21 protein-coding genes are annotated in these 21,968 nt (G+C 62.2%); 15 read left to right on the top strand and 6 right to left on the bottom strand.

The window, feature by feature from the left end; all coding sequences use genetic code 11:
• The first annotated feature begins 7 nt into the window (after window positions 1-7).
• Genes RHM60_RS00180 through RHM60_RS00165 form a run of 4 tightly spaced genes read left to right on the top strand, consistent with a single transcriptional unit; the run spans window position 8 to window position 3,533 of the window.
• Window positions 8-928, top strand: coding sequence for a metal ABC transporter substrate-binding protein (locus RHM60_RS00180; RefSeq protein WP_209980802.1), 921 nt, complete (start codon window positions 8-10; stop codon window positions 926-928).
• Window positions 925-1,671 carry a metal ABC transporter ATP-binding protein gene (locus tag RHM60_RS00175; protein ID WP_322213225.1) on the top strand — a complete coding sequence of 249 codons (747 nt, stop codon included), beginning with the start codon at window positions 925-927 and terminating at the stop codon, window positions 1,669-1,671. Before RHM60_RS00180 ends, RHM60_RS00175 begins: the two co-directional genes overlap by 4 nt.
• Window positions 1,668-2,567, top strand: a complete 900-nt coding sequence (locus tag RHM60_RS00170) for a metal ABC transporter permease (RefSeq protein WP_003231872.1) — start codon at window positions 1,668-1,670, stop codon at window positions 2,565-2,567. The genes RHM60_RS00175 and RHM60_RS00170 overlap by 4 nt, the downstream gene beginning before the upstream one ends.
• Complete coding sequence (locus RHM60_RS00165; protein ID WP_322213224.1) at window positions 2,568-3,533, top strand: metal ABC transporter solute-binding protein, Zn/Mn family; 966 nt, start codon at window positions 2,568-2,570, stop codon at window positions 3,531-3,533.
• 45 nt (window positions 3,534-3,578) lie between these two features.
• On the opposite strand, the gene RHM60_RS00160 is transcribed toward RHM60_RS00165, so the two are convergent.
• A complete protein-coding gene (locus RHM60_RS00160; RefSeq protein ID WP_057008221.1) occupies window positions 3,579-4,292 on the bottom strand; it encodes a UTRA domain-containing protein in 714 nt (237 codons plus the stop codon).
• A 346-nt stretch (window positions 4,293-4,638) separates the two neighbouring features.
• On the opposite strand from RHM60_RS00160, the gene RHM60_RS00155 reads away from it, so the two are divergent.
• From RHM60_RS00155 to RHM60_RS00120, 8 genes are all read left to right on the top strand, one after another.
• Entirely contained in the window at window positions 4,639-5,715 is a 1,077-nt protein-coding gene (locus RHM60_RS00155; RefSeq protein ID WP_231423255.1) for an ABC transporter substrate-binding protein, read from the top strand.
• A gap of 166 nt (window positions 5,716-5,881) precedes the next feature.
• Window positions 5,882-6,688 (top strand): alkaline phosphatase family protein, encoded by an 807-nt coding sequence (locus RHM60_RS00150; protein ID WP_231423257.1) that lies wholly within the window; start codon window positions 5,882-5,884, stop codon window positions 6,686-6,688.
• Between the two features lie 62 nt (window positions 6,689-6,750).
• A complete protein-coding gene (locus RHM60_RS00145) occupies window positions 6,751-7,530 on the top strand; it encodes an ABC transporter permease (protein ID WP_231423328.1) in 780 nt (259 codons plus the stop codon).
• Window positions 7,517-8,317, top strand: coding sequence for an ABC transporter permease (locus RHM60_RS00140; protein ID WP_209980791.1), 801 nt, complete (start codon window positions 7,517-7,519; stop codon window positions 8,315-8,317). Before RHM60_RS00145 ends, RHM60_RS00140 begins: the two co-directional genes overlap by 14 nt.
• Window positions 8,314-9,303 (top strand): ABC transporter ATP-binding protein, encoded by a 990-nt coding sequence (locus tag RHM60_RS00135; RefSeq protein ID WP_231423260.1) that lies wholly within the window; start codon window positions 8,314-8,316, stop codon window positions 9,301-9,303. The genes RHM60_RS00140 and RHM60_RS00135 overlap by 4 nt, the downstream gene beginning before the upstream one ends.
• A gap of 34 nt (window positions 9,304-9,337) precedes the next feature.
• Entirely contained in the window at window positions 9,338-9,991 is a 654-nt protein-coding gene (locus RHM60_RS00130; protein WP_322213221.1) for an HAD family hydrolase, read from the top strand.
• A gap of 355 nt (window positions 9,992-10,346) precedes the next feature.
• A complete protein-coding gene (locus tag RHM60_RS00125) occupies window positions 10,347-12,428 on the top strand; it encodes a carboxy terminal-processing peptidase (protein ID WP_209980785.1) in 2,082 nt (693 codons plus the stop codon).
• A gap of 117 nt (window positions 12,429-12,545) precedes the next feature.
• The gene (locus RHM60_RS00120; RefSeq protein ID WP_322214670.1) at window positions 12,546-14,339 is read left to right on the top strand and encodes a bifunctional diguanylate cyclase/phosphodiesterase; all 1,794 of its coding nucleotides are present in this window, start codon (window positions 12,546-12,548) and stop codon (window positions 14,337-14,339) included.
• On the opposite strand, the gene RHM60_RS00115 is transcribed toward RHM60_RS00120, so the two are convergent.
• The 4 genes from RHM60_RS00115 to RHM60_RS00100 form a co-directional block, all read right to left on the bottom strand.
• Window positions 14,312-14,683: a hypothetical protein gene (locus RHM60_RS00115; RefSeq protein WP_209980783.1), complete on the bottom strand. Its 372-nt coding sequence runs from the start codon at window positions 14,681-14,683 to the stop codon at window positions 14,312-14,314. The genes RHM60_RS00120 and RHM60_RS00115 overlap by 28 nt on opposite strands.
• Window positions 14,680-15,021: a helix-turn-helix domain-containing protein gene (locus RHM60_RS00110; RefSeq protein WP_209980780.1), complete on the bottom strand. Its 342-nt coding sequence runs from the start codon at window positions 15,019-15,021 to the stop codon at window positions 14,680-14,682. The genes RHM60_RS00115 and RHM60_RS00110 overlap by 4 nt, the downstream gene beginning before the upstream one ends.
• 106 nt (window positions 15,022-15,127) lie before the next feature.
• Complete coding sequence (locus RHM60_RS00105; RefSeq protein WP_209980778.1) at window positions 15,128-15,586, bottom strand: YkvA family protein; 459 nt, start codon at window positions 15,584-15,586, stop codon at window positions 15,128-15,130.
• 310 nt (window positions 15,587-15,896) lie between these two features.
• Complete coding sequence (locus RHM60_RS00100) at window positions 15,897-16,637, bottom strand: FKBP-type peptidyl-prolyl cis-trans isomerase (RefSeq protein ID WP_057008231.1); 741 nt, start codon at window positions 16,635-16,637, stop codon at window positions 15,897-15,899.
• A 257-nt stretch (window positions 16,638-16,894) separates the two neighbouring features.
• On the opposite strand from RHM60_RS00100, the gene RHM60_RS00095 reads away from it, so the two are divergent.
• The 3 genes from RHM60_RS00095 (at window position 16,895) to RHM60_RS00085 (ending at window position 20,810) form a co-directional block, all read left to right on the top strand.
• Window positions 16,895-18,703: a c-type cytochrome gene (locus tag RHM60_RS00095; protein WP_231423263.1), complete on the top strand. Its 1,809-nt coding sequence runs from the start codon at window positions 16,895-16,897 to the stop codon at window positions 18,701-18,703.
• Window positions 18,700-19,869 carry a catalase family protein gene (locus tag RHM60_RS00090; RefSeq protein ID WP_322213218.1) on the top strand — a complete coding sequence of 390 codons (1,170 nt, stop codon included), beginning with the start codon at window positions 18,700-18,702 and terminating at the stop codon, window positions 19,867-19,869. The genes RHM60_RS00095 and RHM60_RS00090 overlap by 4 nt, the downstream gene beginning before the upstream one ends.
• Window positions 19,870-20,198: 329 nt before the next feature.
• Window positions 20,199-20,810 (top strand): helix-turn-helix domain-containing protein, encoded by a 612-nt coding sequence (locus RHM60_RS00085; RefSeq protein WP_322213217.1) that lies wholly within the window; start codon window positions 20,199-20,201, stop codon window positions 20,808-20,810.
• 37 nt (window positions 20,811-20,847) lie between these two features.
• On the opposite strand, the gene RHM60_RS00080 is transcribed toward RHM60_RS00085, so the two are convergent.
• Window positions 20,848-21,951, bottom strand: a complete 1,104-nt coding sequence (locus RHM60_RS00080) for a polyamine ABC transporter substrate-binding protein (protein WP_322213216.1) — start codon at window positions 21,949-21,951, stop codon at window positions 20,848-20,850.
• Window positions 21,952-21,968 lie beyond the last annotated feature (17 nt).

Raw genomic sequence — 21,968 nt, 5'->3', positions numbered from 1 at the left:
AGTGCTTATGTCCATTTCATCTCCCCTGTTGCGCCTGTTACTGGTTGGCCTGCTCAGTCTGCTGCTGGCGCCCCTCGCCAACGCCGAGGCGGCCAAACGCCTGCGCATCGGCATCACCCTGCACCCTTATTACAGCTACGTGGCGAACATTGTCGGCGACAAGGCCGACGTGGTGCCGTTGATCCCGGCCGGCTTCAACCCCCACGCCTACGAACCGCGTGCCGAAGACATCAAACGCATCGGCACCCTCGACGTGATCGTGCTCAACGGCGTCGGCCATGACGACTTCGCCGACCGCATGATCGCCACCAGCGAGCGCCCGGACATTCCCGTGATCGAGGCCAACGCCAACGTGCCACTGCTGGCTGCCACCGGCAACGCCGCGCGCGGTGCGGGCAAGGTGGTCAACCCGCACACCTTCCTGTCGATCAGCGCGTCGATTGCCCAGGTCAACAACATCGCCCGCGAGCTGGGCAAGCTCGACCCGGACAACGCCAGGACCTACACACAGAACGCCCGCGCCTACGGCAAACGCCTGCGCCAGATGCGCGCCGACGCCCTGGCCAAGCTCACCCGCGCACCCAACCCGGATTTGCGCGTGGCCACTGTGCACGCAGCCTACGACTACCTGCTGCGCGAGTTCGGCCTGGAAGTCACCGCCGTGGTCGAACCGGCCCATGGCATCGAGCCGAGCCCCAGCCAGTTGAAGAAGACCATCGACGAGCTGCGTGCACTGGACGTGAAGGTGATCTTCTCCGAGATGGATTTCCCATCCACCTATGTCGACACCATCCAGCGTGAGTCGGGCGTCAAACTGTATCCGCTGTCGCATATTTCCTACGGCGACTACAGCGCCGAAAAGTATGAAGTGGAAATGACCGGCAACCTCAACACGGTGGTGCGCGCGATTCAGGAGTCGGGGGCATGACGGTGGCCGAACAGCTCAACGTTGCCAGCGTCGGCCCGACCATCGATTTCGACAAGGTATGCCTTACCCTGGGCCGCACGCTGATTCTGGACAGCGTGAGTTTCCAGGTGCAGCCAGGCAGCATCCATGCACTGGTGGGCCCCAACGGCGGCGGCAAAAGCTCGCTGATCAAGACCCTGCTGGGGCAGACGCCGCACCAGGGCCGTTTGAGCCTGGCGTGGCCGCACAGCCCCGGCACCATCGGCTACGTGCCACAGGCGCTGGAATTCGACCGCGGCCTGCCGATGACGGTGGACGATTTCATGGCCGCCATGTGCCAGCGCCGCCCTGCGTTTCTCGGCCTGTCCCGACATTACGCGGCGGCGATTGGCGAGGCGCTGGAGCGCGTCGGCATGCAGGATAAACGCAAGCGGCGCATGGGCGCGCTGTCTGGCGGTGAACGCCAACGCGTGCTGCTGGCCCAGGGCCTGATTCCGGGCCCGCACTTGCTGGTGCTGGACGAACCGATGGCGGCCCTCGATGAGGCGGGCATCCAGGTGTTCGAGCGCCTCCTGCACGACTGGCGCCTGGCCGGCATCACCGTGCTGTGGATCGAGCACGACCTGGAGGCCGTTAGCCGTCTGGCGGATCGCGTCACCGGCCTGAACCGCCGCGTGCTGTTCGACGCCACCCCGAAAGAGGCGCTCACCCCGGATCGCCTGCTGACGCTGTTTTCCACCCATCCTCGGAGCCCGGCGCAATGAGTTATGAAGCGTTTCGCCTGATGGTTCAGGGATGGGCCTCGTCCGGCTACCTGCCGGAAGCACTGGCCTACGGTTTTGTGGTCAACGCCCTGCTTGCCGGCCTGCTGATCGGCCCGGTGCTGGGCGGCCTCGGCACCCTGGTGGTGGTCAAGCGCTTTGCGTTTTTCTCCGAGGCAGTCGGTCACGCCGCGCTGACCGGCGTGGCCGTGGGCATCCTGCTCGGCGAGCCCTACACCGGGCCCTATGGCAGCCTGTTCGGCTACTGCCTGCTGTTCGGCATCCTGCTCAACTACCTGCGCAACCGCACCGGCCTGGCGCCGGATACCTTGATCGGCGTCTTTCTCTCGGTGTCCCTGGCACTGGGTGCGAGCCTGCTGCTGATCCTGGCTGGCAAGATCAACGTGCACATCCTCGAGAACGTGCTGTTCGGCTCGGTGCTGACGGTCAACGGCAATGACCTGCTGGTGCTGGCGATTGTCGGTGCGCTGGTGATGGCGCTGGCATTGCCGCTGTACAACCGCATCATGCTCGCCAGCTTCAACCCGCAGCTGGCGGCAGTGCGCGGGGTGGCGGTGAAGACCCTGGACTACCTGTTCGTGATCCTGGTGACGCTGATCACCGTGGCGGCGGTCAAGGTGATCGGCGCCATTCTGGTGGGTGCGCTGCTGGTGATCCCGGCGGCGGCGGCGCGTTTGTTGAGCCAGTCGCTCAAGGGGTTCTTCTGGATCTCGGTGCTGATCGCCACCGTCAGCACCCTGTGCGGCATCCTGCTGCCGATCATCTTCGACCTGCCTGTTCCGTCCGGCGCCGCGATCATTCTGGTGGCCGGTATCGCTTTCGCCGTGGCCGCCATCGCGCGCGGCACCGTGCCCAGCCTCAAAGGGAATCTTGGATAAATGCGCCCTGTATGTCGCCCAATGGCTCTGGCCATCGCTTGCTTGCTCAGTACACCGGCGCTGGCCGTGGTGGATGGCTTCCACACCAAGGATTTCGTCGCCAATCACGGGCTCGGCCATGCCGCACTGATCAAGGCCAAATCCGTCAAGCCGGTCAAGGTGCTGGCTTCACTGCCCATCACCTACGGCCTCGCCGAGGTGCTGCTCAACGGCACCGATGTGCAACTGGAGCGCGCCGCGCCGGCCAACCTGCCCGGCTCGCGGCAGGTGTCCTACTTCACCGGGCGCGGCGCCCAGGCGCTGGGCACGCTTGCCCAGGACGCCGACGCGGCCATCGGGCTGCGCTCACTGTGGCCGGACGACCCGCTTTACCCGGTGGCGCGCCGCAGCAACATCCGGATTGTCGAGGTCGATGCCGGGCGACCGGTGGACGGTGGCTTGCCGGGCATCGCCCTGCAGCCGGGTGCCGCCGATGGGCTGAACAGCCAGCCCTGGCAGTCCAGCAACAATATGGGACGCATGGCCGATGTGATGGCCGCCGACCTCAGCCGTCTGGCACCCGGCGCCAAGGCGAAGATCGACGCCAATCTGGCCGCACTCAAACACCGCCTGCTCCAGCTCAACGCCGACAGCGAGGCACGGCTGGCCAAGGCGGACAACCTGAGCGTGGTCAGCCTGAGCGATCATTTCGCTTATCTGGTCAGCAGCCTGAACCTGGAAGCATTGCGCACAGACGCCCGCCCCGACGCCCAGTGGACGCCCGAGGATTTGCAAAAACTCAGCGCTGAGCTGAAGGAAAACGATGTGGCGGTGGTGCTGCATCATCGCCAGCCGAGTGAGCCGGTGAAGGCTGCCATCACCGAAGGCGGCGCGAAGTTGCTGGTGCTGAACGTCGACGGTGCCGATCCGGTGGCAGAGCTGGAAACCAATGTTGCTCAGGTGATCAAGACCCTCTCCACCGACTGACACCTAACCTGCGGGAGGGGCTTGCTCCCTCCCGCACTTTGTCTCTCACACCACATCAACCCCCACATGAATCGCATCATGCCGCCAGAACTCCAGGTCGCAGTCGATCAACCGTTGGTGCTGGTCATAATTGACCCGGGCAATGCGCAAGCCCGGGCTGCCCGCCGACACGCGCAACGCAGCGGCGGCCTCCACCGGCAGTGATGTCGGCACAATCTCAAAGCGCACGCGACCGTAATGCAGGTCGTAAATGCGCGCATACAACTCGGTCATCGACTGATTCAGGTCGCACTCGAGAATCCCCGGAAAGTACTGCGGGTTCAGGTAGTGCTCCACGTACAGCACCAGCCGGCCATCGATCCGCCGGCTGCGGCAGATCTGGATCACGCTGGACAACGCCGGCAGTTGCAACCACGCACACACCGCCGCCGACGCCGGTTGCAGGCGCGCAGAAATCACTTCGGTGGAGGCTACCCGGCCCTGGTCGGCCACCATGGCGTGAAAGTGGCTGCGCTGTATCAGGTTGTAGGCCAGTCGTGGCGGCGAGACAAACCAGCCACGGCGCTCCTCGCGGTAAATCTGCCCTTGAGCCTCCAACTGCAACAAGGCTTCGCGCACCGTAATACGTGTGGTGCCGAACAGCTCGCTGAGCTTGCGCTCGGCCGGCAGCTTGCTCGCCGGCGCCAGCAGGCCGTGGTTGATCTGCTCCTGCAGCGCCAGGCCAATGGAAGTTACCGCCTTGATTGCCTCATCCCGCATCAACGTTACCTATCTGGACTAGACCAGCACCATTGGGGGGCACAAAACCCCGCATAACCGCTCCTGTTTCTTGCCGTATCAGCCTAGGCAGTGCAGATGACCGACAGATGACAGCCGCTGCACGGCCCGCCAGCAAACCTTGCAATACATCGGCCAAGTCCCGGGCCTGCGGGCATTTGAGCATGGTCTACGCTCAGTCAGCGCCAGACGACATTGGCGTTTCAAAAACGACATCGACACGAAACTGTCATCCATCGCGTCTAGATTGGCTCAGGTATTGCTCTGACCTAGACCAACAACACCGCCCGCTACAACGCCGCGTTGAATACGCCCAAAGGAGCTTCGGATGAAACAGCTTTTCCTGGCATCACTGTTAGGCTCGACCATTGCCCTGTGCACCACCGCCATGGCCGCTGATACCGATTTGAAAACCCTTGAAGCGGCCGCCAGGAGTGAAGGCGCCGTCAACAGCCTCGGCATGCCCGACGATTGGGCCAACTGGGGAGGCATCTGGGCGGACATGACCCGGCTCTACGGCCTCAAGCACATGGACACCGACATGAGCTCGGCCCAGGAAATTGCCAAGTTCAAAGCCGAAAAAGACAACGCCAGCGGGGATATCGGCGACGTGGGCGCAGCCTTCGGCCCACTCGCGGTCAAGCAAGGCGTGACGCAGCCGTACAAACCGTCCAACTGGGCTTCGGTGCCGGATTGGGCGAAAGACAAGGACGGTCACTGGGCCCTGGCCTACACCGGCACCATCGCGTTTGTGGTCAACAAGAAACTGCTGCACGGCTCCGAAGTGCCGACCAGTTGGTCAGACCTGCAAACCGGCAAGTACAAGGTGTCGGTGGGTGACGTAAGCACTGCGGCCCAGGCATCCAACGCGGTACTCGCCGCTGCCATCGCCAACAAGGGCGATGAAAAGAACATCGCGCCCGGCCTGCTGTTCTTCACCAAGATTGCCCAGCAAGGTCGCCTGTCGCTGTCCAACCCGACCATTGCCACCATGGAAAAGGGCGAAGTCGAGGTGGGCATCGTCTGGGACTTCAACGGCCTGAGCTATAAAGCCAAGATGGCCAACCCGGATGACTACGTGGTGCTGATCCCATCGGACGGTTCGGTGAAATCCGGCTACACCACCATCATCAACAAATACGCCAAGCACCCCAACGCCGCCAAGCTGACACGCGAATACGTGTTCAGCGATGCCGGCCAGCTCGCCCTGGCCAAGGGCAATGCGCGTCCGATCCGTGCCGAAACCGACCTGAAACTGCCGGCCGATATCGCCAAAAACCTGATCCCAGCCGAGCAGTACACCAAGGCCAACCCGCAGCCGATCAAGGACGCGGATGCCTGGGAAGCGACCTCCAAGAAGCTGCCACAGCTGTGGAACGAGCAGGTCATCGTAGAGATGAAGTAAGCCCGCAATCGGTGTCTGTGGGAGGGGGCTTGCTCCCGATAGCAGCAGGTCAGTCAATGAATCTGTTGAATGACACACTGCTATCGGGAGCAAGCCCCCTCCCACACTGAGTCCGGTCCTACAGCCAGTATCGAGTCAACCCCTCTGTTGCGGAGCGCCAGCCCCCATGAAGCACACTGTCATCCTTGTCGTGCTCGACGGCCTGAACGTCGAGGTTGCGAGGCACGCCATGGGACACTTGCAGGCCTATGTCGGCGCAGGACGCGCAGCCCTCTACACAGTGGAATGTGAACTGCCCGCCCTGTCCCGCCCGCTGTATGAATGCATCCTCACCGGTGTGCCGCCGATCCAGAGCGGCATCGTGCACAACCAGGTCGCGCGCCTGTCCAACCAGCGCAGCATTTTCCACTACGCCACCGATGCCGGCCTGACCACGGCGGCGGCGGCCTATCACTGGATCAGCGAGCTGTATAACCGCACGCCCTTCCTCGCCGCCCGCGACCGCCACACAGACGACGCGACATTGTCGATCCAGCACGGGCATTTCTACTGGAATGACCATTACCCCGACTCCCATCTGTTTGCCGACGCCGAGAGCCTGCGGCTCAAGCACGCACCGGACTTTCTGCTGATACACCCGATGAACATCGACGACGCCGGCCACAAGCACGGCCTCGACACCGCGCAATACCGCAACAGCGCGCGCTCGGCCGACATCATCCTGGCCGACTACCTGCAAGGCTGGCTCGACGCGGGCTACCAGGTGCTGGTCACCGCCGATCACGGCATGAACAACGACCGCTCCCACAACGGCCTGCTGCCGGAAGAACGTGAAGTGCCGCTGTTTGTCCTCGGCGACGCCTTCAGCCTCAACCCTGACGCTGCGCCAACACAGACCGAGCTGTGCGGCACGGTCTGCGAACTGCTCGGCGTGCCCCACGACAAACCTGTCTGCCGGGAGCTGCTCGCGTGAACTCACTGACCCGCGGCAAATGGCTGGCCCTGCTCTGCCTGGTGCCCTTCGCCCTGTTCTTCATGGTGTTCGAAATCGCCCCGCTGGTGTGGGTGCTGATCAACAGCGTGCAAACCGAAGAAGCCGGCTGGAGCCTGGAAAATTTCACCCGTATCTTCAGCTCCAAGTTCTACCTGCAGGCCATCCAGCTCAGCCTGGAAATCAGCTTCTACTCCAGCGTGTTCGGCATCCTCATCGCCACCCTTGGCAGCTACTCGTTGCGCCGGGTGGACTCACCGCTGCGCAACTTCGTCACCGCCTTCACCAACATGACCAGCAACTTCGCCGGCGTGCCCCTGGCCTTCGCGTTCATCATCCTGCTCGGTTTCAACGGCAGCATCACCATCATGCTCAAGCAGGCCGGGATCATTCAGGACTTCAACCTCTATTCCAAAACCGGCCTGATCATCCTCTACACCTACTTCCAGATTCCGTTGGGCGTGCTGCTGCTGTACCCAGCCTTCGATGCATTGCGCGAAGACTGGCGTGAATCGGCCGCGCTGCTGGGGGCCAATGGCTGGCAGTTCTGGCGGCATATCGGCCTGCCGGTGCTCACGCCTGCGCTGCTGGGCACGTTCGTGATCCTGCTGGCCAACGCCCTCGGTGCGTACGCCACGGTCTACGCGCTGACCACCGGCAACTTCAACGTGCTGCCGATCCGCATCGCAGGCCTGGTCTCTGGTGATGTTTCGCTCGACCCGAACATGGCCAGTGCCCTGGCCGTGGTGCTGGTGGCGCTGATGACCGTGGTCACGGCGGTCCATCAACTGCTGCTCAAGAGGAGCTACCATGTCTCGCGCTGACGCCGGCCCGGCCTCCCTCTACCACCGCGCAGTGGTGTACCTGCTGTTTGCGATCCTGGTGCTGCCGCTGATCGGCACCTTTGTCTACTCCATTGCCAGCAGTTGGTCGGCAACCATCCTGCCCGCCGGCTTTACTGTGAAATGGTACGTGCAACTGTGGAGTGACCCGCGCTTTCTGATGGCCTTCGGGCAATCGCTGCTGGTGTGCGTCGGCGCGCTGGCGCTGTCGGTGGTGCTGATTCTGCCGCTGCTGTTTGTGGTGCACTACCACTTCCCAAGGCTCGATGCGCTGATGAACATTCTGATCCTGCTGCCCTTCGCGGTGCCGCCGGTGGTGTCGTCGGTGGGGCTGTTGCAGCTGTATGGTTCCGGGCCGCTGGCGATGGTGGGCACGCCGTGGATTCTGATCGGCTGCTACTTCACCGTGGCGCTGCCATTCATGTACCGCGCGATCACCAACAACCTGCAGGCCATCAACCTGCGCGACCTGATGGACGCCTCGCAACTGCTCGGTGCCAGCACCTGGCAGGCGGCGATCCTGGTGGTGCTGCCCAACCTGCGCAAGGGCCTGATGGTGGCGCTGCTGCTGTCGTTCTCGTTCCTGTTTGGCGAGTTCGTGTTCGCCAATATCCTCGTGGGCACTCAATACGAGACCCTGCAGGTGTACCTGAACAACATGCGCAACAGCAGCGGCCACTTCACCAGCGCCATCGTCATTTCCTACTTTTTCTTTGTGCTGGTGCTGACCTGGGCCGCCAATATCTTGAACAAGGACAAAAGCCAATGAGCTTCGTCAGCGTCCAACATCTGCAAAAAGGTTATTCCGGTACGCCAGTGTTCAGCGACATCAGCTGCGAGATCGCCAAGGGTGAATTCGTCACCCTGCTCGGCCCGTCCGGCTGCGGCAAGTCAACGCTGTTGCGCTGCATCGCCGGCCTGACCTCGGTGGACAGTGGGAAAATCCTGCTGGATGGCCAGGACATTGTCCCGCTGAGCCCGCAGAAACGTCACATCGGCATGGTGTTCCAGAGCTACGCGCTGTTCCCCAACATGACCGTGGAACAGAACGTCGCCTTCGGCCTGCGCATGCAGAAGGTCAACACCGACGACAGTCACCGGCGCGTGCAGGATGTGCTGCAACTGGTGGAGTTGCGCGAGTTCGCCGGGCGTTACCCGCACCAGCTGTCCGGCGGGCAGTGCCAGCGCGTCGCGCTGGCCCGCTCCCTGGTCACCCGCCCGCGCCTGTTGCTGCTGGACGAGCCTCTGTCGGCGCTGGATGCGCGGATTCGCAAGCACCTGCGCGAACAGATCCGCCAGATCCAGCGCGAGCTCGGGCTGACCACGATTTTTGTGACCCACGACCAGGAGGAAGCGCTGACCATGTCCGACCGCATCTTCCTGATGAACCAGGGCAAAATCGTGCAGAGCGGCGACGCCGAGACCCTCTACACCGCGCCGGTGGATGCCTTTGCCGCCGGCTTCATCGGCAACTACAACCTGCTCGACGCCGGCAAAGCCAGCCAGCTGTTGCAGCGGCCGATCCACGGGCGCATCGCGATCCGCCCCGAGGCCATCGAACTGAGCCTCAGCGGCGAACTCGACGCGCTGGTGCGCAGCCACAGCCTGCTGGGCAACGTGATCCGTTACCGCATCGAAGCCCGAGGCGTGGAACTGGTGGTGGACGTGCTCAACCGCTCGGCGCAAGACCTCTACCCGGACGGCCAGCGCCTGGCACTTTCCATCGACCCAGCCGCACTGTGTGAAGTAGCCTGACCGGCACTGACTGACGAAAGAGAGAGCATCACGGATGGCATTGGTAATTTTTGATCTGGACGACACCCTGATCCACGGTGACTGCGCCACCCTGTGGAGCGAGCAGATGGGCCGCCTGGGCTGGGTCGACCCCGAGTCGTTCATGCGCCGCAACACCGAGCTGATGGACGCCTACAGCCGAGGCGAGTTACGCATGGAAGACTTCATGGACTTCAGCCTGGAGCCGATGATCGGGCGCACGCCGGCAGAAATCGAACACCTGGTCGACCCCTGGGTCGAGGACGTGATCGAGCCGTTGATCTACAGCGACGCGACCAAAACCATCGCCCGCCACCGTGCGAACGGCGACCGCATCCTGGTGATATCCGCATCGGGCACGCACCTGGTCACGCCGATTGCGGCGCGTATCGGCATTGATGAAGTGCTGGGGATTGACCTGGACGTGAGCCATGGCGTGTACAGCGGTCAGACCGTGGGGGTGCTGACCTATCGCGAAGGCAAGATCACGCGTTTGCTGGAGTGGCTCGAACAGACAGGTGAAACGCTGGAGGGCGCGTACTTCTACTCGGACTCGCGCAATGACCTGCCGCTGCTGCTGAAGGTCGATCACCCGCAGGTGGTGAACCCTGATCCGGTATTGCGTGCCCACGCCGAACAGGCCGGCTGGCCGATCCATCAGTGGGTCTGACATTGATCAACGGTGGGAGGGGGCTTGCTCCCGATTGCGGTGTATCAGATGAAAAAGTCTTCACTGACATACCGCAATCGGGAGCAAGCCCCCTCCCACAGTGACGGCATTTCAATCCGGTAACAGGGCGGGCGTTAGTCGATCGGGCCTACACAGGGTGTAGGAGCGGGTTGTTCCAGGCCACCCCATCACCGTCAACGCCTTGCAATGCTCTCACAGTGCCTCCATAGTGAGTCCGGACTGAGCCCGTAGCAGTAGCGCCGGGCTTTTTGCATTATGCGACCGGACCATATGGAACCGGCTCCCTCAAAGACGGCCTAATATGCGTTATCAATTGCCCCCGCGTCGAATCAGCATGAAGCATCTGTTCCCCAGCACCGCCCTCGCTCTTTTCATTGGTCTCGGCTTCGCGTCGATGTCGACCAATACGTTCGCAGCCAACAGCTGGGACAACCTTCAGCCTGATCGCGATGAGGTAATTGCCAGCCTTAACGTCGTCGAGTTGCTCAAGCGTCATCACTACAGCAAGCCGCCGCTGGACGACGCACGCTCGGTGATCATCTACGACAGCTACCTCAAGCTGCTGGACCCGTCGCGCAGCTACTTCCTGGCCAGCGATATCGCTGAGTTCGACAAATGGAAGACGCAGTTCGACGACTTCCTCAAGAGCGGCGACCTGCAGCCCGGCTTCACCATCTACAAGCGCTATCTGGACCGCGTCAAAGCGCGTCTGGACTTCGCCCTCGGTGAGTTGAACAAAGGCGTCGACAAGCTCGACTTCACCCAGAAGGAAACCCTTCTGGTGGACCGCAAGGACGCCCCCTGGCTGACCAGCACCGCCGCCCTCGACGACCTGTGGCGCAAACGCGTCAAGGACGAAGTGCTGCGCCTGAAGATCGCCGGCAAAGAGCCCAAGGCCATTCAAGAGCTGCTGACCAAGCGCTACAAGAATCAGCTGGCACGTCTGGACCAGACCCGTGCCGAAGATATCTTCCAGGCTTACATCAACACCTTCGCAATGTCCTACGACCCGCACACCAATTATCTGTCGCCGGATAACGCGGAAAATTTCGATATCAACATGAGTCTGTCGCTGGAAGGCATCGGTGCCGTCCTGCAGAGCGACAACGACCAGGTCAAGATCGTGCGCCTGGTGCCGGCAGGTCCGGCAGACAAGACCAAGCAGGTCGCTCCGGCGGACAAGATCATCGGCGTAGCCCAGGCTGACAAAGAGATGGTCGACGTGGTGGGCTGGCGCCTGGACGAAGTGGTCAAGCTGATCCGCGGTCCCAAAGGCAGCGTAGTGCGCCTGGAAGTGATTCCGCACACCAACGCACCGAACGACCAGACCAGCAAGATCGTGTCCATCACCCGCGAAGCGGTGAAGCTCGAAGACCAGGCCGTGCAGAAGAAAGTCCTCAACCTCAAGCAGGACGGCAAGGACTACAAACTGGGCGTGATTGAGATCCCGGCCTTCTACCTCGACTTCAAGGCGTTCCGTGCCGGTGACCCGGACTACAAGTCCACCACCCGTGACGTGAAGAAAATCCTCACCGAACTGCAGAAAGAAAAAGTCGACGGCGTGGTCATCGACCTGCGCAACAACGGCGGCGGTTCCCTGCAGGAAGCCACTGAGCTGACCAGCCTGTTCATCGACAAGGGCCCGACCGTGCTGGTGCGCAATGCCGACGGCCGTGTCGACGTACTGGAAGACGAGAACCCGGGCGCCTTCTACAAAGGCCCTATGGCGTTGCTGGTCAACCGCCTTTCGGCCTCGGCCTCGGAGATTTTCGCTGGCGCCATGCAGGACTACCACCGTGCGTTGATCGTCGGCGGCCAGACCTTCGGCAAGGGCACCGTGCAGACCATCCAGCCGCTCAACCATGGCGAGCTGAAGCTGACCCTGGCCAAGTTCTACCGGGTTTCCGGGCAGAGCACCCAGCATCAGGGCGTACTGCCGGACATCGATTTCCCGTCGATCATCGACACCAAGGAAATCGGCGAAAGCGCCCTGCCCGAAGCCATGCCGTGGGACACCATCCGTCCTGCGATCAAGCCGGCGTCGGACCCGTTCAAACCGTTCCTGGCGCAGTTGAAGGCTGACCACGACACCCGCTCCGCCAAGGATGCCGAGTTCGTGTTCATCCGCGACAAGCTGGCCCTGGCCAAGAAGCTGATGGAAGAGAAAACCGTCAGCCTCAACGAAGTGGACCGTCGCAAGCAGCATGCCGACATCGAGAGCCAGCAACTGGCCCTGGAGAACGTGCGCCGCAAGGCCAAGGGCGAAGACCCACTCAAGGAACTGAAGAAAGAAGACGAAGACGCGTTGCCGACCGAGGCGGAAAAAACCAAGCCGGAAGACGACGCTTACCTGGCCGAGACCGGCCGGATCCTGCTGGACTACCTGAAAATCAGCAAACAGGTGGCCAAGCAGTAAAGGATGGAGATTTAAGGTGATCGCTCCTTGGAGTGTCATCATATAGACATCATTCTGTCGTGAAATGAAGGACTGCATGCTCACCGCATGCGGTCCTTTTTTTTGACCGAGATCGCCATGACCATGATCGAACAGCTGAATGCACTGGGCGCTATCCTGGCTCAAGGCAGTTTGCACAGCTTGTTCCAACCGATTGTCTGCCTCTCCGAACGACGCATCCTCGGCTATGAAGCCTTGAGCCGTGGCCCGTCCAACAGCACGCTGCACTCCCCCGTCGCCCTGTTCGCCGTGGCCGGCCAGGCCGGGCGCCTCAGCGAACTGGAAATGGCCTGCCGCACGAGTGCCTGTCGGCGCTTCAGCGAGCAGAAGTTGCCGGGCAAGCTGTTCCTGAATATCTCACCGCACTCGCTGATGGAGACGGCCCACCAGCCTGGGCGCACCCTGCAACTGCTGCGCGAATTCGGTATCCCGCCGAGCCAGGTGGTGATCGAACTCACCGAGCAGACGCCCACCGACGATTTCGACCTGCTGCAGAAGGCGCTGCATCATTATCGCGACATGGGCTTTGCCATCGCGCTCGACGACCTCGGCGCCGGCTATTCCAGCCTGCGCCTGTGGTCGGAACTGCGCCCGGACTACGTGAAGATCGACCGGCACTTTATCGACGGCATTCACCAGGATGCGCTCAAGCGCGAGTTTGTCGGCTCGATTTTGCAGATCGCCAGGGCGTCCCGTGCCCAGGTGATTGCCGAGGGCATTGAACTGCCGGAAGAATTGGCGGTGCTGACGGAAATGGGCGTCGACCTGGTCCAGGGCTACTTGCTCTGCAGGCCTGAGGAACATCCGCCGCAGGAAGCGCGCCTGATGCTGCCCAAGCCGGACAATGCCAACGTCGCCCTCAATGAAGAGGCCGGCGACCTCAGCGCATTGCTCAACGAGCAGCCGGCCGTGCATCAGGACACCGCGACCGCAAAGGTGCTCGAGGCCTTTCGCCGCCAGGCCAACCTCAATTCCCTGGCCGTGCTCAATGGGCTGGGTCAACCGATTGGCATCGTGCACCGGCATTCGCTGTCGGACGCGCTGCTCAAGCCGTTTGCCACCGATCTGTTCGCGCGCAAGCCGATCAGCCGGCTGATGAGCGCAGACTTTCTGGCGGTGGAACTGAGCCAGTCCTTGCAGCAGGTCAGCCGCTTACTCACCAGCCGCGCGCGGCAACGCATCGAAGAAGACTTCATCATCACCCTGAACGGCGACTACCTGGGCCTGGGTCGAGTGATCGATGTGCTCAAGCTGATCACCGAGTTGAAAATCCAGCAGGCGCGCCATGCCAACCCGCTGACCCTGCTACCCGGCAATGTGCCGATCCAGCAATGCCTGACGCGGTTGCTGCATCAGCAGCGTGAGTCGGTGATCTGCTACGTGGATATCGACAGCTTCAAGCCATTCAACGATATCTACGGTTATGGACGCGGGGATGAAGTGTTGCTGTGCCTGGCGCAATGCCTCAACGATCGGGTCGACCCCAGCCGTGATTTTGTCGGGCATATCGGCGGTGATGATTTTTTGCTGGTGCTGGGCCCGCAGGACTGGCGCAAGCGGCTCAATCAACTGCTGGATGACTTCCACACCCAATGCCGGCGCTTTTACCGCGCCGAACACCTTGATGCGGGCTGCTTCGTGGCCCTCAACCGCCAGGGCGTGCGGCAGGAATTTGCGCTGTTGTCGCTGTCCATCGGCGTGGTGCACTTATACCCACAGGCCTGTGCGCAACTGGATGCAAGCCGGTTGGCGGAACTGGCGTCCCAGGCCAAGCACCACGCCAAGGACGTGGCGGGCTACAGCATCCATGTGATCAACAGCATGGACGCGCTGGCGCAGACGCCTCAGGCCTCGGCGGATTCCGGGTATTGATACTCGAACACCCGCACCACTTCCGACGCATGCCAGGAGGCAGCCGCCACGCCATCGGAGGGCCCGCTGAAACGCCCGAGACGCTCGGCGCACTCGAAGAACCCGGTGCGCGGCAGACGGCTGGCGCCCTGGCTGATCACCAGGGAACTGCGCAATGGCTGATCGGCCTTGGCGTCGAGAGCGGCCAGATGCTCCAGGGCGGCGGCCAGGGTCTGCATGGCCGGCGAAGGAAATTGCAGACGCTCGAGCAGCGCGCGGTAGGTCAGCAGGTGACGCTGGCGGCGCGCCTGGTCGAGTTCGTTGAGTAGCCCGTCCCAGTGTTGACGGCTGATACGCAGGCTCACGATTCATCTCTCCAGCCGGCAACGCCCAATTCCCAGGCAAGACTGCGGCGGATTGCGGCATCGGGCTGGCGCTCGCCACTTTCGATCAAACCAAGGTATGACGGACTGATGCCCACGGTGCGCGCCAGGGTTTCAATGGCCAGGCCCTTGGCTTCGCGCAGACCGCGCAGGTCGGCAAGCGCGCGCTGGTCCTCTGCGGGAGCGGCCTGGGGATTGGACGACACCGGCGCTGGCGTGGGTCGCTGCGAACCGGCGGCGGCTAACAGCGCCTGGTACTGATCCCAAGGCAAGACCGCGTATTCGGGCTCGCCATTGCGTGAAATTATCTGAATATCCATGACTGCCCCGTAGGATAAAAACACTTACCAGGTAAGCACTTTCCTTAAGTACCTTCCCGGGGAGTGTAATCCTAACTGCCGTAAAGGTCGCCGGGGGATCACCGCCTCAGGCGTTTTTTTGCCGCTGCTCGCTGGCCAGCAGCGCAGCGGTCGCCGGAAGCCGCTCAACCACCGCGAGCTTTTCCGGACGCTGGGCGTCACGCCACGCGCGAAAGGCGCTCAGTTCGCCGTCCAGGGTCTTCATGACCCACGCCAGCACGGCAATGTCATCGAACATGCCGAACATCGGGATAAAGTCCGGGATCGCATCAATCGGGCTGAGGAAGTACATCAGCCCCGCCACCACCGAGATCAACGCCTTGGGGCTGATTGCGCGGTACTCGCCGCGCCAGTATGCCAGGCACAGACCCTGCAGCAGTTTCAGGTCATCCTTGAGCTTGCCCAGACGATTGCCCTGGCTTGAGCCTTTGGCGGCGACGGCAAACAACAACGTGGGCAGACGGCCACGGCCCAGCAGCCGCGCGGCGATGGGCAGGAAACGGGTGAAGTTGAAGGGTGGTCTCATGTGTCACTCCAGTTCCATGCGAATGAAAGGTTATCCACACAAATTGTGGATAACCTTGTGAACAGAGCCTTTTTTTTCGGCTCAAAGCCACGCCCCGCAAGGCTCGCAGTCAGATCGGGCGTTTTTTGCGCACATAAAAAACCCCAAGATTTCATTGACTTGGTGGTGATGTGCGGTTACCCCTGCTCGGGTCTTACGTGTGACTGTGCGCCAGAGCCCGGGTTCGATCAGATTTACAGCCGCAGCATTTTCCAATCGGCAGAAACAACAACGCCCCGTCGAAACGGGGCGTTGTCTGTTCAGGCGCCGATTACTTCTTGGCGGCAGGTGCAGCAGGTGCGGCAGGCGCTTCAGCCTTGGCCGGGTCTTTGATACCCAGCAGCTCCAGGTCGAATACCAGCACCGAGTTGGCCGGGATAGCCGGGCTCGGGCTCTGGGCGCCGTAGGCCAGGTCGGACGGAATGTACAACTCGACCTTCTCGCCAACGTGCATCAATTGCAGGCCTTCGACCCAACCCGGAATCACGCCGCTGACCGGCAGGTCAATCGGGCTGCCGCGATCCACGGAGCTGTCAAAGGTGGTGCCGTTGGTGAGCTTGCCGGTGTAGTGCACAGTCACCACGTCGGTCGGCTTGGGCTGAGGGCCGTCGGCCTTCTTCACGATCTTGTACTGCAGACCGGAAGCGGTGGTCACCACGCCGTCTTTCTTGGCGTTTTCTTCGAGGAATTTCTTGCCGGCGGTTGCCGACTCTTCGCTCATCTTGGTCATGCGTTCTTCAGCGCGCTTTTGCAGAGCGGCAAACGCTTCAACCAGTTCGTCGTCCTTCAGCTTCTGTTCTTTCTTGCCGACGGCATCTTCGATGCCCTGGGCTACGGCTTTGGAATCCAGGTCATCCATGCCTTCCTGGGCGAGACTCTTGCCCATGTTCAGGCCGATGCCGTAGGAAGCTTTCTGCGCCGGGGTTTTCAGCTCTACGCTGGTCTGCGAATCACAACCCGCAAGTACCAGGCCAACCAGGGCCACCGCCGCCGCCAACCGATGCTGTTTCATGCTATTTCCTTGTTCATGCGCCAATAGGGCATTTGAATAAAGTCGCGAGCTTATCAGCCGGCCACGACCAATGGCTACCGGCATGTGAGCGGGAATCGCCTGATAAGTTCACGTGTTTAAAAGCATTTTCATTCATGATGCAGGCCCGCGACGGATCGCGGAGCGCCCTGACGCACATTCATGGCCACTTGCCGCACCTGTGGCGTAGTGGCATAACAGCGCTACCGTTCGACAAGACTGAGACAAGGATAGCCCTCTTGCGCATTTTCTCCCGTGCCTTACTTCTGCTTCTTATCGCCCTGGGCCTGCTCCTGGGCGTGGTGCTCTACTACATCGTCAACCCCAGGCTGCCCGATTACGTGCCCGTGGAGCAGGTGCGCTACCAGGACCAATGGAGCGCCACCGACCGCCAGACCTACTACTTCACGCCCCAGGGCACCCAGGTCAAGGGCCTGCATTACGACTGGTTCACCGCCCTCGAACTGCCGTTCTCCGAACAGCGCTTTGCCGCCCCCGAGTACCTGGCGCGCTTCGGCTTCCTCGTGGACCCCAAACAAGTGCCCACCGCGCAGAACCCCGGCAACCTGCCAGTCGGTTTCGCCCGGCATAAAAACGCTGACAGCAACGTTGAATACCTGGACATCACCTGCGCCGCCTGCCACACCGGCGAGCTGCATTTCAAAGGCCAGGCCCTGCGCATCGACGGCGGCTCGGCGCAACACGTGTTGCCCTCCAGCGTACCCACCCTGCGCGGCGGCAGTTTCGGCCAGGCCCTGGTGGCAAGCCTTGCGGCCACCTATTACAACCCGTGGAAATTCGAACGCTTCGCCCGTCAGGTGCTGGGGGATCGTTATGAAGCCGAACACCGCCAACTGCGCGAGGCCTTCAAACAGTCCCTCAACCGGTTTATCACGGTCGCCTGGAACGACACCCATCGCGGCCTCTATCCCACCCAGGAAGGCCCCGGCCGTACCGATGCGTTCGGCCGCATCGCCAATGCCAGCTTTGGCGATGCGCTTTCCCCGGACAACTACCGCATCGCCAATGCGCCCGTGGACTACCCGCAGCTGTGGGACATCTGGACCTTCGACTGGGTGCAATGGAACGGCTCGGCCCAACAACCCATGGCGCGCAATATCGGCGAAGCCCTGGGCGTGGGCGCGACCCTGGACTTTTTCGACAGCGCCGGCCAACCGCTGCAGGGCCAGGCCCGTTACCCGTCCAGCGTACGCGTGCGCGACCTGCACCTGATCGAAGAAACCCTGCAACGCCTCAAGCCGCCCACCTGGCCGCAAGACCTGTTCGGCGCCATCGACAAACCGCTCGCCGCCCAGGGCCGCGCGCTCTTTGCCGAAAACTGCGCCGCCTGCCACGTGCCCACCGTCACCCAGGAACCGGGCCGGGCGGTGCAGCACCTGCAAATGCTCACCGTCGACTACATCGGCACCGATCCCACCGCCGCCACTAACATCGCCGACCAGCGCTACGACCTCAGCGCGCTGCAATGGGACAGCGCAGAACTGGCCGCACTCAATGTGCAACTGCACCCCAGGCAAAGCGAACCGCTGGACCTGAAAAGCATGTCCGTGGCCAAGGGTCTGGCCTACGTCACCGCCTACGTCGAAGACCACGCCTACCGTGCCGCCGGCGTCACCCCGGCCGAGCGCCCGAACCTGGACGGTTTCGATCAACCCATCGGCGTGCGCGAACTGCGTGCCTACAAGGCGCGGCCACTGGCCGGTGTGTGGGCCACCCCGCCGTTCCTGCACAACGGCTCGGTGCCCACGCTCTACCAACTGCTCTCGCCCCAGGACGAGCGCAGCGTCACCTTCTATAAAGGCACCTTCGCCTATGACCCGCGCCATCTCGGGTTTGAAACCGGCGCATTCAAGAATGCCTTCCTGTTCGATACCAACATCACCGGCAACCACAACAGCGGCCACGAATTTCGTGACGGCAAGCGTGGCGACGGCGTTATCGGCCGTGGCCTGCTGCCGCAGGAACGCTGGGCGCTGCTGGAATACCTGAAAGTGCTGGGCGGCCCGCTGGAGCAACAACTGCCATGATTATCCGATCGCAATACAACCAACGTTCACTGCTCGCCCGCCTCTGGCTGCGCCTGGGCGCCTTGCTCGGCAAAACCCTGCTGTGGCTGGTGGGGCTGGGACTGCTGGGCTGGCTGGCGGCAACCGCCTGGTACGCCTGGCAGCACAGCGGCCCGGTGTCACCGAACGAGCAGATTCCGCCCGGCGAGGCGGCGATGACCCAGGGCATCATCCAGACCGCCGTGCGCATCGTCGACCAGCACCACGAAGGCACGCGCTACCTGCGCGACGCCCATGCCAAGGCGCACGGCTGCGTGAAGGCCGAAGTCAGCGTGCTGGCCGACCTTGACCCAGCCTTGCGCCAGGGCGTATTTGCCGAACCCGGCAAAACCTGGCAAGCGACGATGCGCCTGTCCAACGGCAACGCCTACCCGCAGTTCGACAGCATCCGCGACGCGCGAGGCATGGCCCTCAAGTTGTTGGACGTTCCGGGCAAGCAGTTGATGGCCGATCAGCAGGCGCGCACGGAGCAGGACTTCGTGATGTTCAGCCATCCGAACTTCTTCGTCAGTGACGTGGCCGAATACGCGCAGAATATCGGCGCCCAGGCGGACGGCAAGAAAATCCAGGCATTCTTCCCCAGCCTCGACCCGCGCAGTTGGCAGGTGCGCCACCTGTTCATCGCCCTGGCGACCCTGGCCCCCGCGCCGGCCAGCCCCACGCAGACCACCTATTTCTCTGTTTCACCGTATAAATTCGGCGCGGCCAACGCCAAATTCCGCGTGGCGCCCGACCCGCACAGTTGCCCGCAATACGCGCTGCCCAAACAGAACGAGGACCTGCCGAACTTCCTGCGCAGCGCCCTCAACCAGCAGTTGTCCACCGACCGTGTGGCGGCCTGCTTCGTGCTGCAAATCCAGCGGCAGAACCCGCAGAAGTTCATGCCGATCGAGGACACCAGCATCGAGTGGAAGGAAAGCGACGCGCCCTACGAGACCGTGGCCAACGTGCGGATTCCCGCGCAGGATTTCGACACCCCGGCGTTGAATCTGGCGTGCGACAACCAGTCGTTCAACCCCTGGTTCGGCGTGGAAGCACACCGCCCCATCGGCGGCATCAACCGGCTGCGCAAAGCCGTGTACGAAGCCGTCAGCGATTACCGCCACAGCCGCAACACTTCACCCTAAGGGATGGCAAGGTCAAGTTGCAGGCGCAAAGGCACCAGTCACAGGTGATCGCGCCTTTCCACGCGCGGCCGCTTTTGAGCATCGACTGGTTGGCACGGTCGCGCACCAGTTGCATCCAGCCGGCGCGCAACGTGATCAGTTCGCCGTCAAAGCGCCCCGGGGTCAATTGGCAATTTCCATTCCCCCTGGAGCGCCCGCAGGCACGCTGTGCCGAAATCGGCTAGTGCATTCGCAAAAAAAATGAGCGCTTTAAAGTTTTTACCCCGTAAAGTATTTTCACAGCACTGCCGGGGCCGACTGCCCCGCTCTTTACCCGACAAGGATCTTGCGTGAGCGGACTGCGTGAACGGCAACGGCTCGAACGCCGCCAAGCCATCAGTACAGCGGCGATCGAACTGTTCGAACGCCAGGGTTACCAGAACACCACCATCGAACAGATCGCCAACCAGGCGGGCGTTTCGGCGCCCACGGTGTTCAAATACTTCGGCAACAAGCAGGAAATCATCCTGGAAATCCTGCACGAGGCCGACCGCCGCGCCCTGCACGACACACGGCGCCTGATGCCGGCCATGGACGACCCGGTGGACGCGCTCTGCTACCTGGAAAAACTGCTCACCAACTATGCGCTCGAGGTCATGCACCCCAATCTGTGGCGCGAGCTGCTGCCGTTGATCCTGTTCGGCGGCGAAAGCGAATTGCCCGCCGGCTACCGCACCATGAACGATGCGTTGCGTGGGCAAATCAGCGGCCTGCTGCGCGAGCTGCAACAGGCCGGCAAGCTGCGCGATGACCTGGACGTCGACCTCGCGGCGTTCCTGCTCAACGACTACGCGCACCTGCAGCTGTTGCGCCTGGTCAGCCAGACCCCGCCAGACATCGAATCCCACTCCAGTCAGGTGCGCCGCATCACTGCCCTGCTGTTCCAGGGCATGCGTAACTGAACTCGTGCCAGCCAGTGGCAGCCGACCGTTGCGCCTTTCAGCGGTTGGTCTTGATGGTGGTCCATACGCGGGTGCGGACACGCTCGATCGCCGCCGGCATCGGTTGCAGGGGGAACAGAGTTTTGCGCGCCGCATCGGGAATGTACATGTTCGGGTCGTTGCGAATCTCGGCGTTGACCATTTCCGTCGAGTCCTTGTTGGGGTTCGGGTAACCGATTCGGTTGCTGATCAGAGCGATCACTTCCGGACGCAGGATATAGTTGATAAACGCGTAGGCCTCTGCCGCATGCGGCGCATTTTTCGGCACCGTCATCACGTCCGACCACATCGGCGCGCCCTCCACGGGCAACGCCATCGCCACCTTGACGCCCTTGCCTGCCGCGTCCGCCAGTCGCTTGGCCAGGGCCACACCGCCGGACCAGCCCACCGCCACACAGACATCATCGTTGGCCAGGTCCATGCCGTATCGCGAGGAGTTGAAGTAGGTGACATAGGGGCGGATCTTGAGCATCAACTGCTGCGCCTGGGTGTAGTCCTCACGCTTCTGGCTGTTGGGATCCAGACCCAGATAGTGCAAGGCGATGGGCAGAATCTCATTGCCGGCGTCGAGGAAGCCGACGCCGCAGCCGGTCATTTTTTTCAGGTTCTCTTCCTTGAAGATCATGTCCCAGGTGTTCATCTGCACATCCGCGCCGAAGATTTTCTGAATCTTGTCGACGTTGTAACCAATCAGCGTGGTGCCCCACAGGTAAGGCACGGCGTAACGATTGCCGGGGTCACCCACCGCCTCCAGAGAGGTCATGAATTGCGGGTCGAGGTGTTTCCAGTTGGGCAACTGGCTGCGGTCCAGCGGCTGGATGGCGCCGGCGGTGATCAGATTGCTGATGTAGGAGCTGCCGGGAAATACCACGTCGTAGCCGGAGTTGCCGGTCAGCAATTTGGCTTGCAGCGTCTCGACACTGTCGAATACATCGTAGATCGGGTGAATGCCGGTCTCTTGTTCGAAGTTCTTGAGGATTTCAGGCGGCAGGTACTCGATCCAGTTATAGATGCGCACCGTGCGCTCCTCGGCCAGGCACCAGCCGCTGCACAGCCAGGCGATGGCGACGCCCAGCACGGTATTACGCAAAGACTTGTTCATGCACACACTCCTGCGCG

The organism is Pseudomonas sp. MH9.3, from assembly GCF_034354675.1.
Lineage (GTDB): Bacteria > Pseudomonadota > Gammaproteobacteria > Pseudomonadales > Pseudomonadaceae > Aquipseudomonas.
The sequence above is the reverse complement of the archived record's forward strand: the minus strand, read 5'-3'. Positions and strand labels throughout refer to the sequence as shown.

What these genes read in the sequence shown, in the direction of transcription:
- RHM60_RS00180 (WP_209980802.1), top strand. Translation starts at nt 8, where the DNA reads ATGTCCATTTCATCTCCCCTGTTGCGCCTGTTACTGGTTGGCCTGCTC.
- RHM60_RS00175 (WP_322213225.1), top strand. Translation starts at nt 925, where the DNA reads ATGACGGTGGCCGAACAGCTCAACGTTGCCAGCGTCGGCCCGACCATC.
- RHM60_RS00170 (WP_003231872.1), top strand. Translation starts at nt 1,668, where the DNA reads ATGAGTTATGAAGCGTTTCGCCTGATGGTTCAGGGATGGGCCTCGTCC.
- RHM60_RS00165 (WP_322213224.1), top strand. Translation starts at nt 2,568, where the DNA reads ATGCGCCCTGTATGTCGCCCAATGGCTCTGGCCATCGCTTGCTTGCTC.
- RHM60_RS00160 (WP_057008221.1), bottom strand. Translation starts at nt 4,292, where the DNA reads ATGCGGGATGAGGCAATCAAGGCGGTAACTTCCATTGGCCTGGCGCTG.
- RHM60_RS00155 (WP_231423255.1), top strand. Translation starts at nt 4,639, where the DNA reads ATGAAACAGCTTTTCCTGGCATCACTGTTAGGCTCGACCATTGCCCTG.
- RHM60_RS00150 (WP_231423257.1), top strand. Translation starts at nt 5,882, where the DNA reads ATGAAGCACACTGTCATCCTTGTCGTGCTCGACGGCCTGAACGTCGAG.
- RHM60_RS00145 (WP_231423328.1), top strand. Translation starts at nt 6,751, where the DNA reads ATGGTGTTCGAAATCGCCCCGCTGGTGTGGGTGCTGATCAACAGCGTG.
- RHM60_RS00140 (WP_209980791.1), top strand. Translation starts at nt 7,517, where the DNA reads ATGTCTCGCGCTGACGCCGGCCCGGCCTCCCTCTACCACCGCGCAGTG.
- RHM60_RS00135 (WP_231423260.1), top strand. Translation starts at nt 8,314, where the DNA reads ATGAGCTTCGTCAGCGTCCAACATCTGCAAAAAGGTTATTCCGGTACG.
- RHM60_RS00130 (WP_322213221.1), top strand. Translation starts at nt 9,338, where the DNA reads ATGGCATTGGTAATTTTTGATCTGGACGACACCCTGATCCACGGTGAC.
- RHM60_RS00125 (WP_209980785.1), top strand. Translation starts at nt 10,347, where the DNA reads ATGAAGCATCTGTTCCCCAGCACCGCCCTCGCTCTTTTCATTGGTCTC.
- RHM60_RS00120 (WP_322214670.1), top strand. Translation starts at nt 12,546, where the DNA reads ATGACCATGATCGAACAGCTGAATGCACTGGGCGCTATCCTGGCTCAA.
- RHM60_RS00110 (WP_209980780.1), bottom strand. Translation starts at nt 15,021, where the DNA reads ATGGATATTCAGATAATTTCACGCAATGGCGAGCCCGAATACGCGGTC.
- RHM60_RS00105 (WP_209980778.1), bottom strand. Translation starts at nt 15,586, where the DNA reads ATGAGACCACCCTTCAACTTCACCCGTTTCCTGCCCATCGCCGCGCGG.
- RHM60_RS00100 (WP_057008231.1), bottom strand. Translation starts at nt 16,637, where the DNA reads ATGAAACAGCATCGGTTGGCGGCGGCGGTGGCCCTGGTTGGCCTGGTA.
- RHM60_RS00090 (WP_322213218.1), top strand. Translation starts at nt 18,700, where the DNA reads ATGATTATCCGATCGCAATACAACCAACGTTCACTGCTCGCCCGCCTC.
- RHM60_RS00080 (WP_322213216.1), bottom strand. Translation starts at nt 21,951, where the DNA reads ATGAACAAGTCTTTGCGTAATACCGTGCTGGGCGTCGCCATCGCCTGG.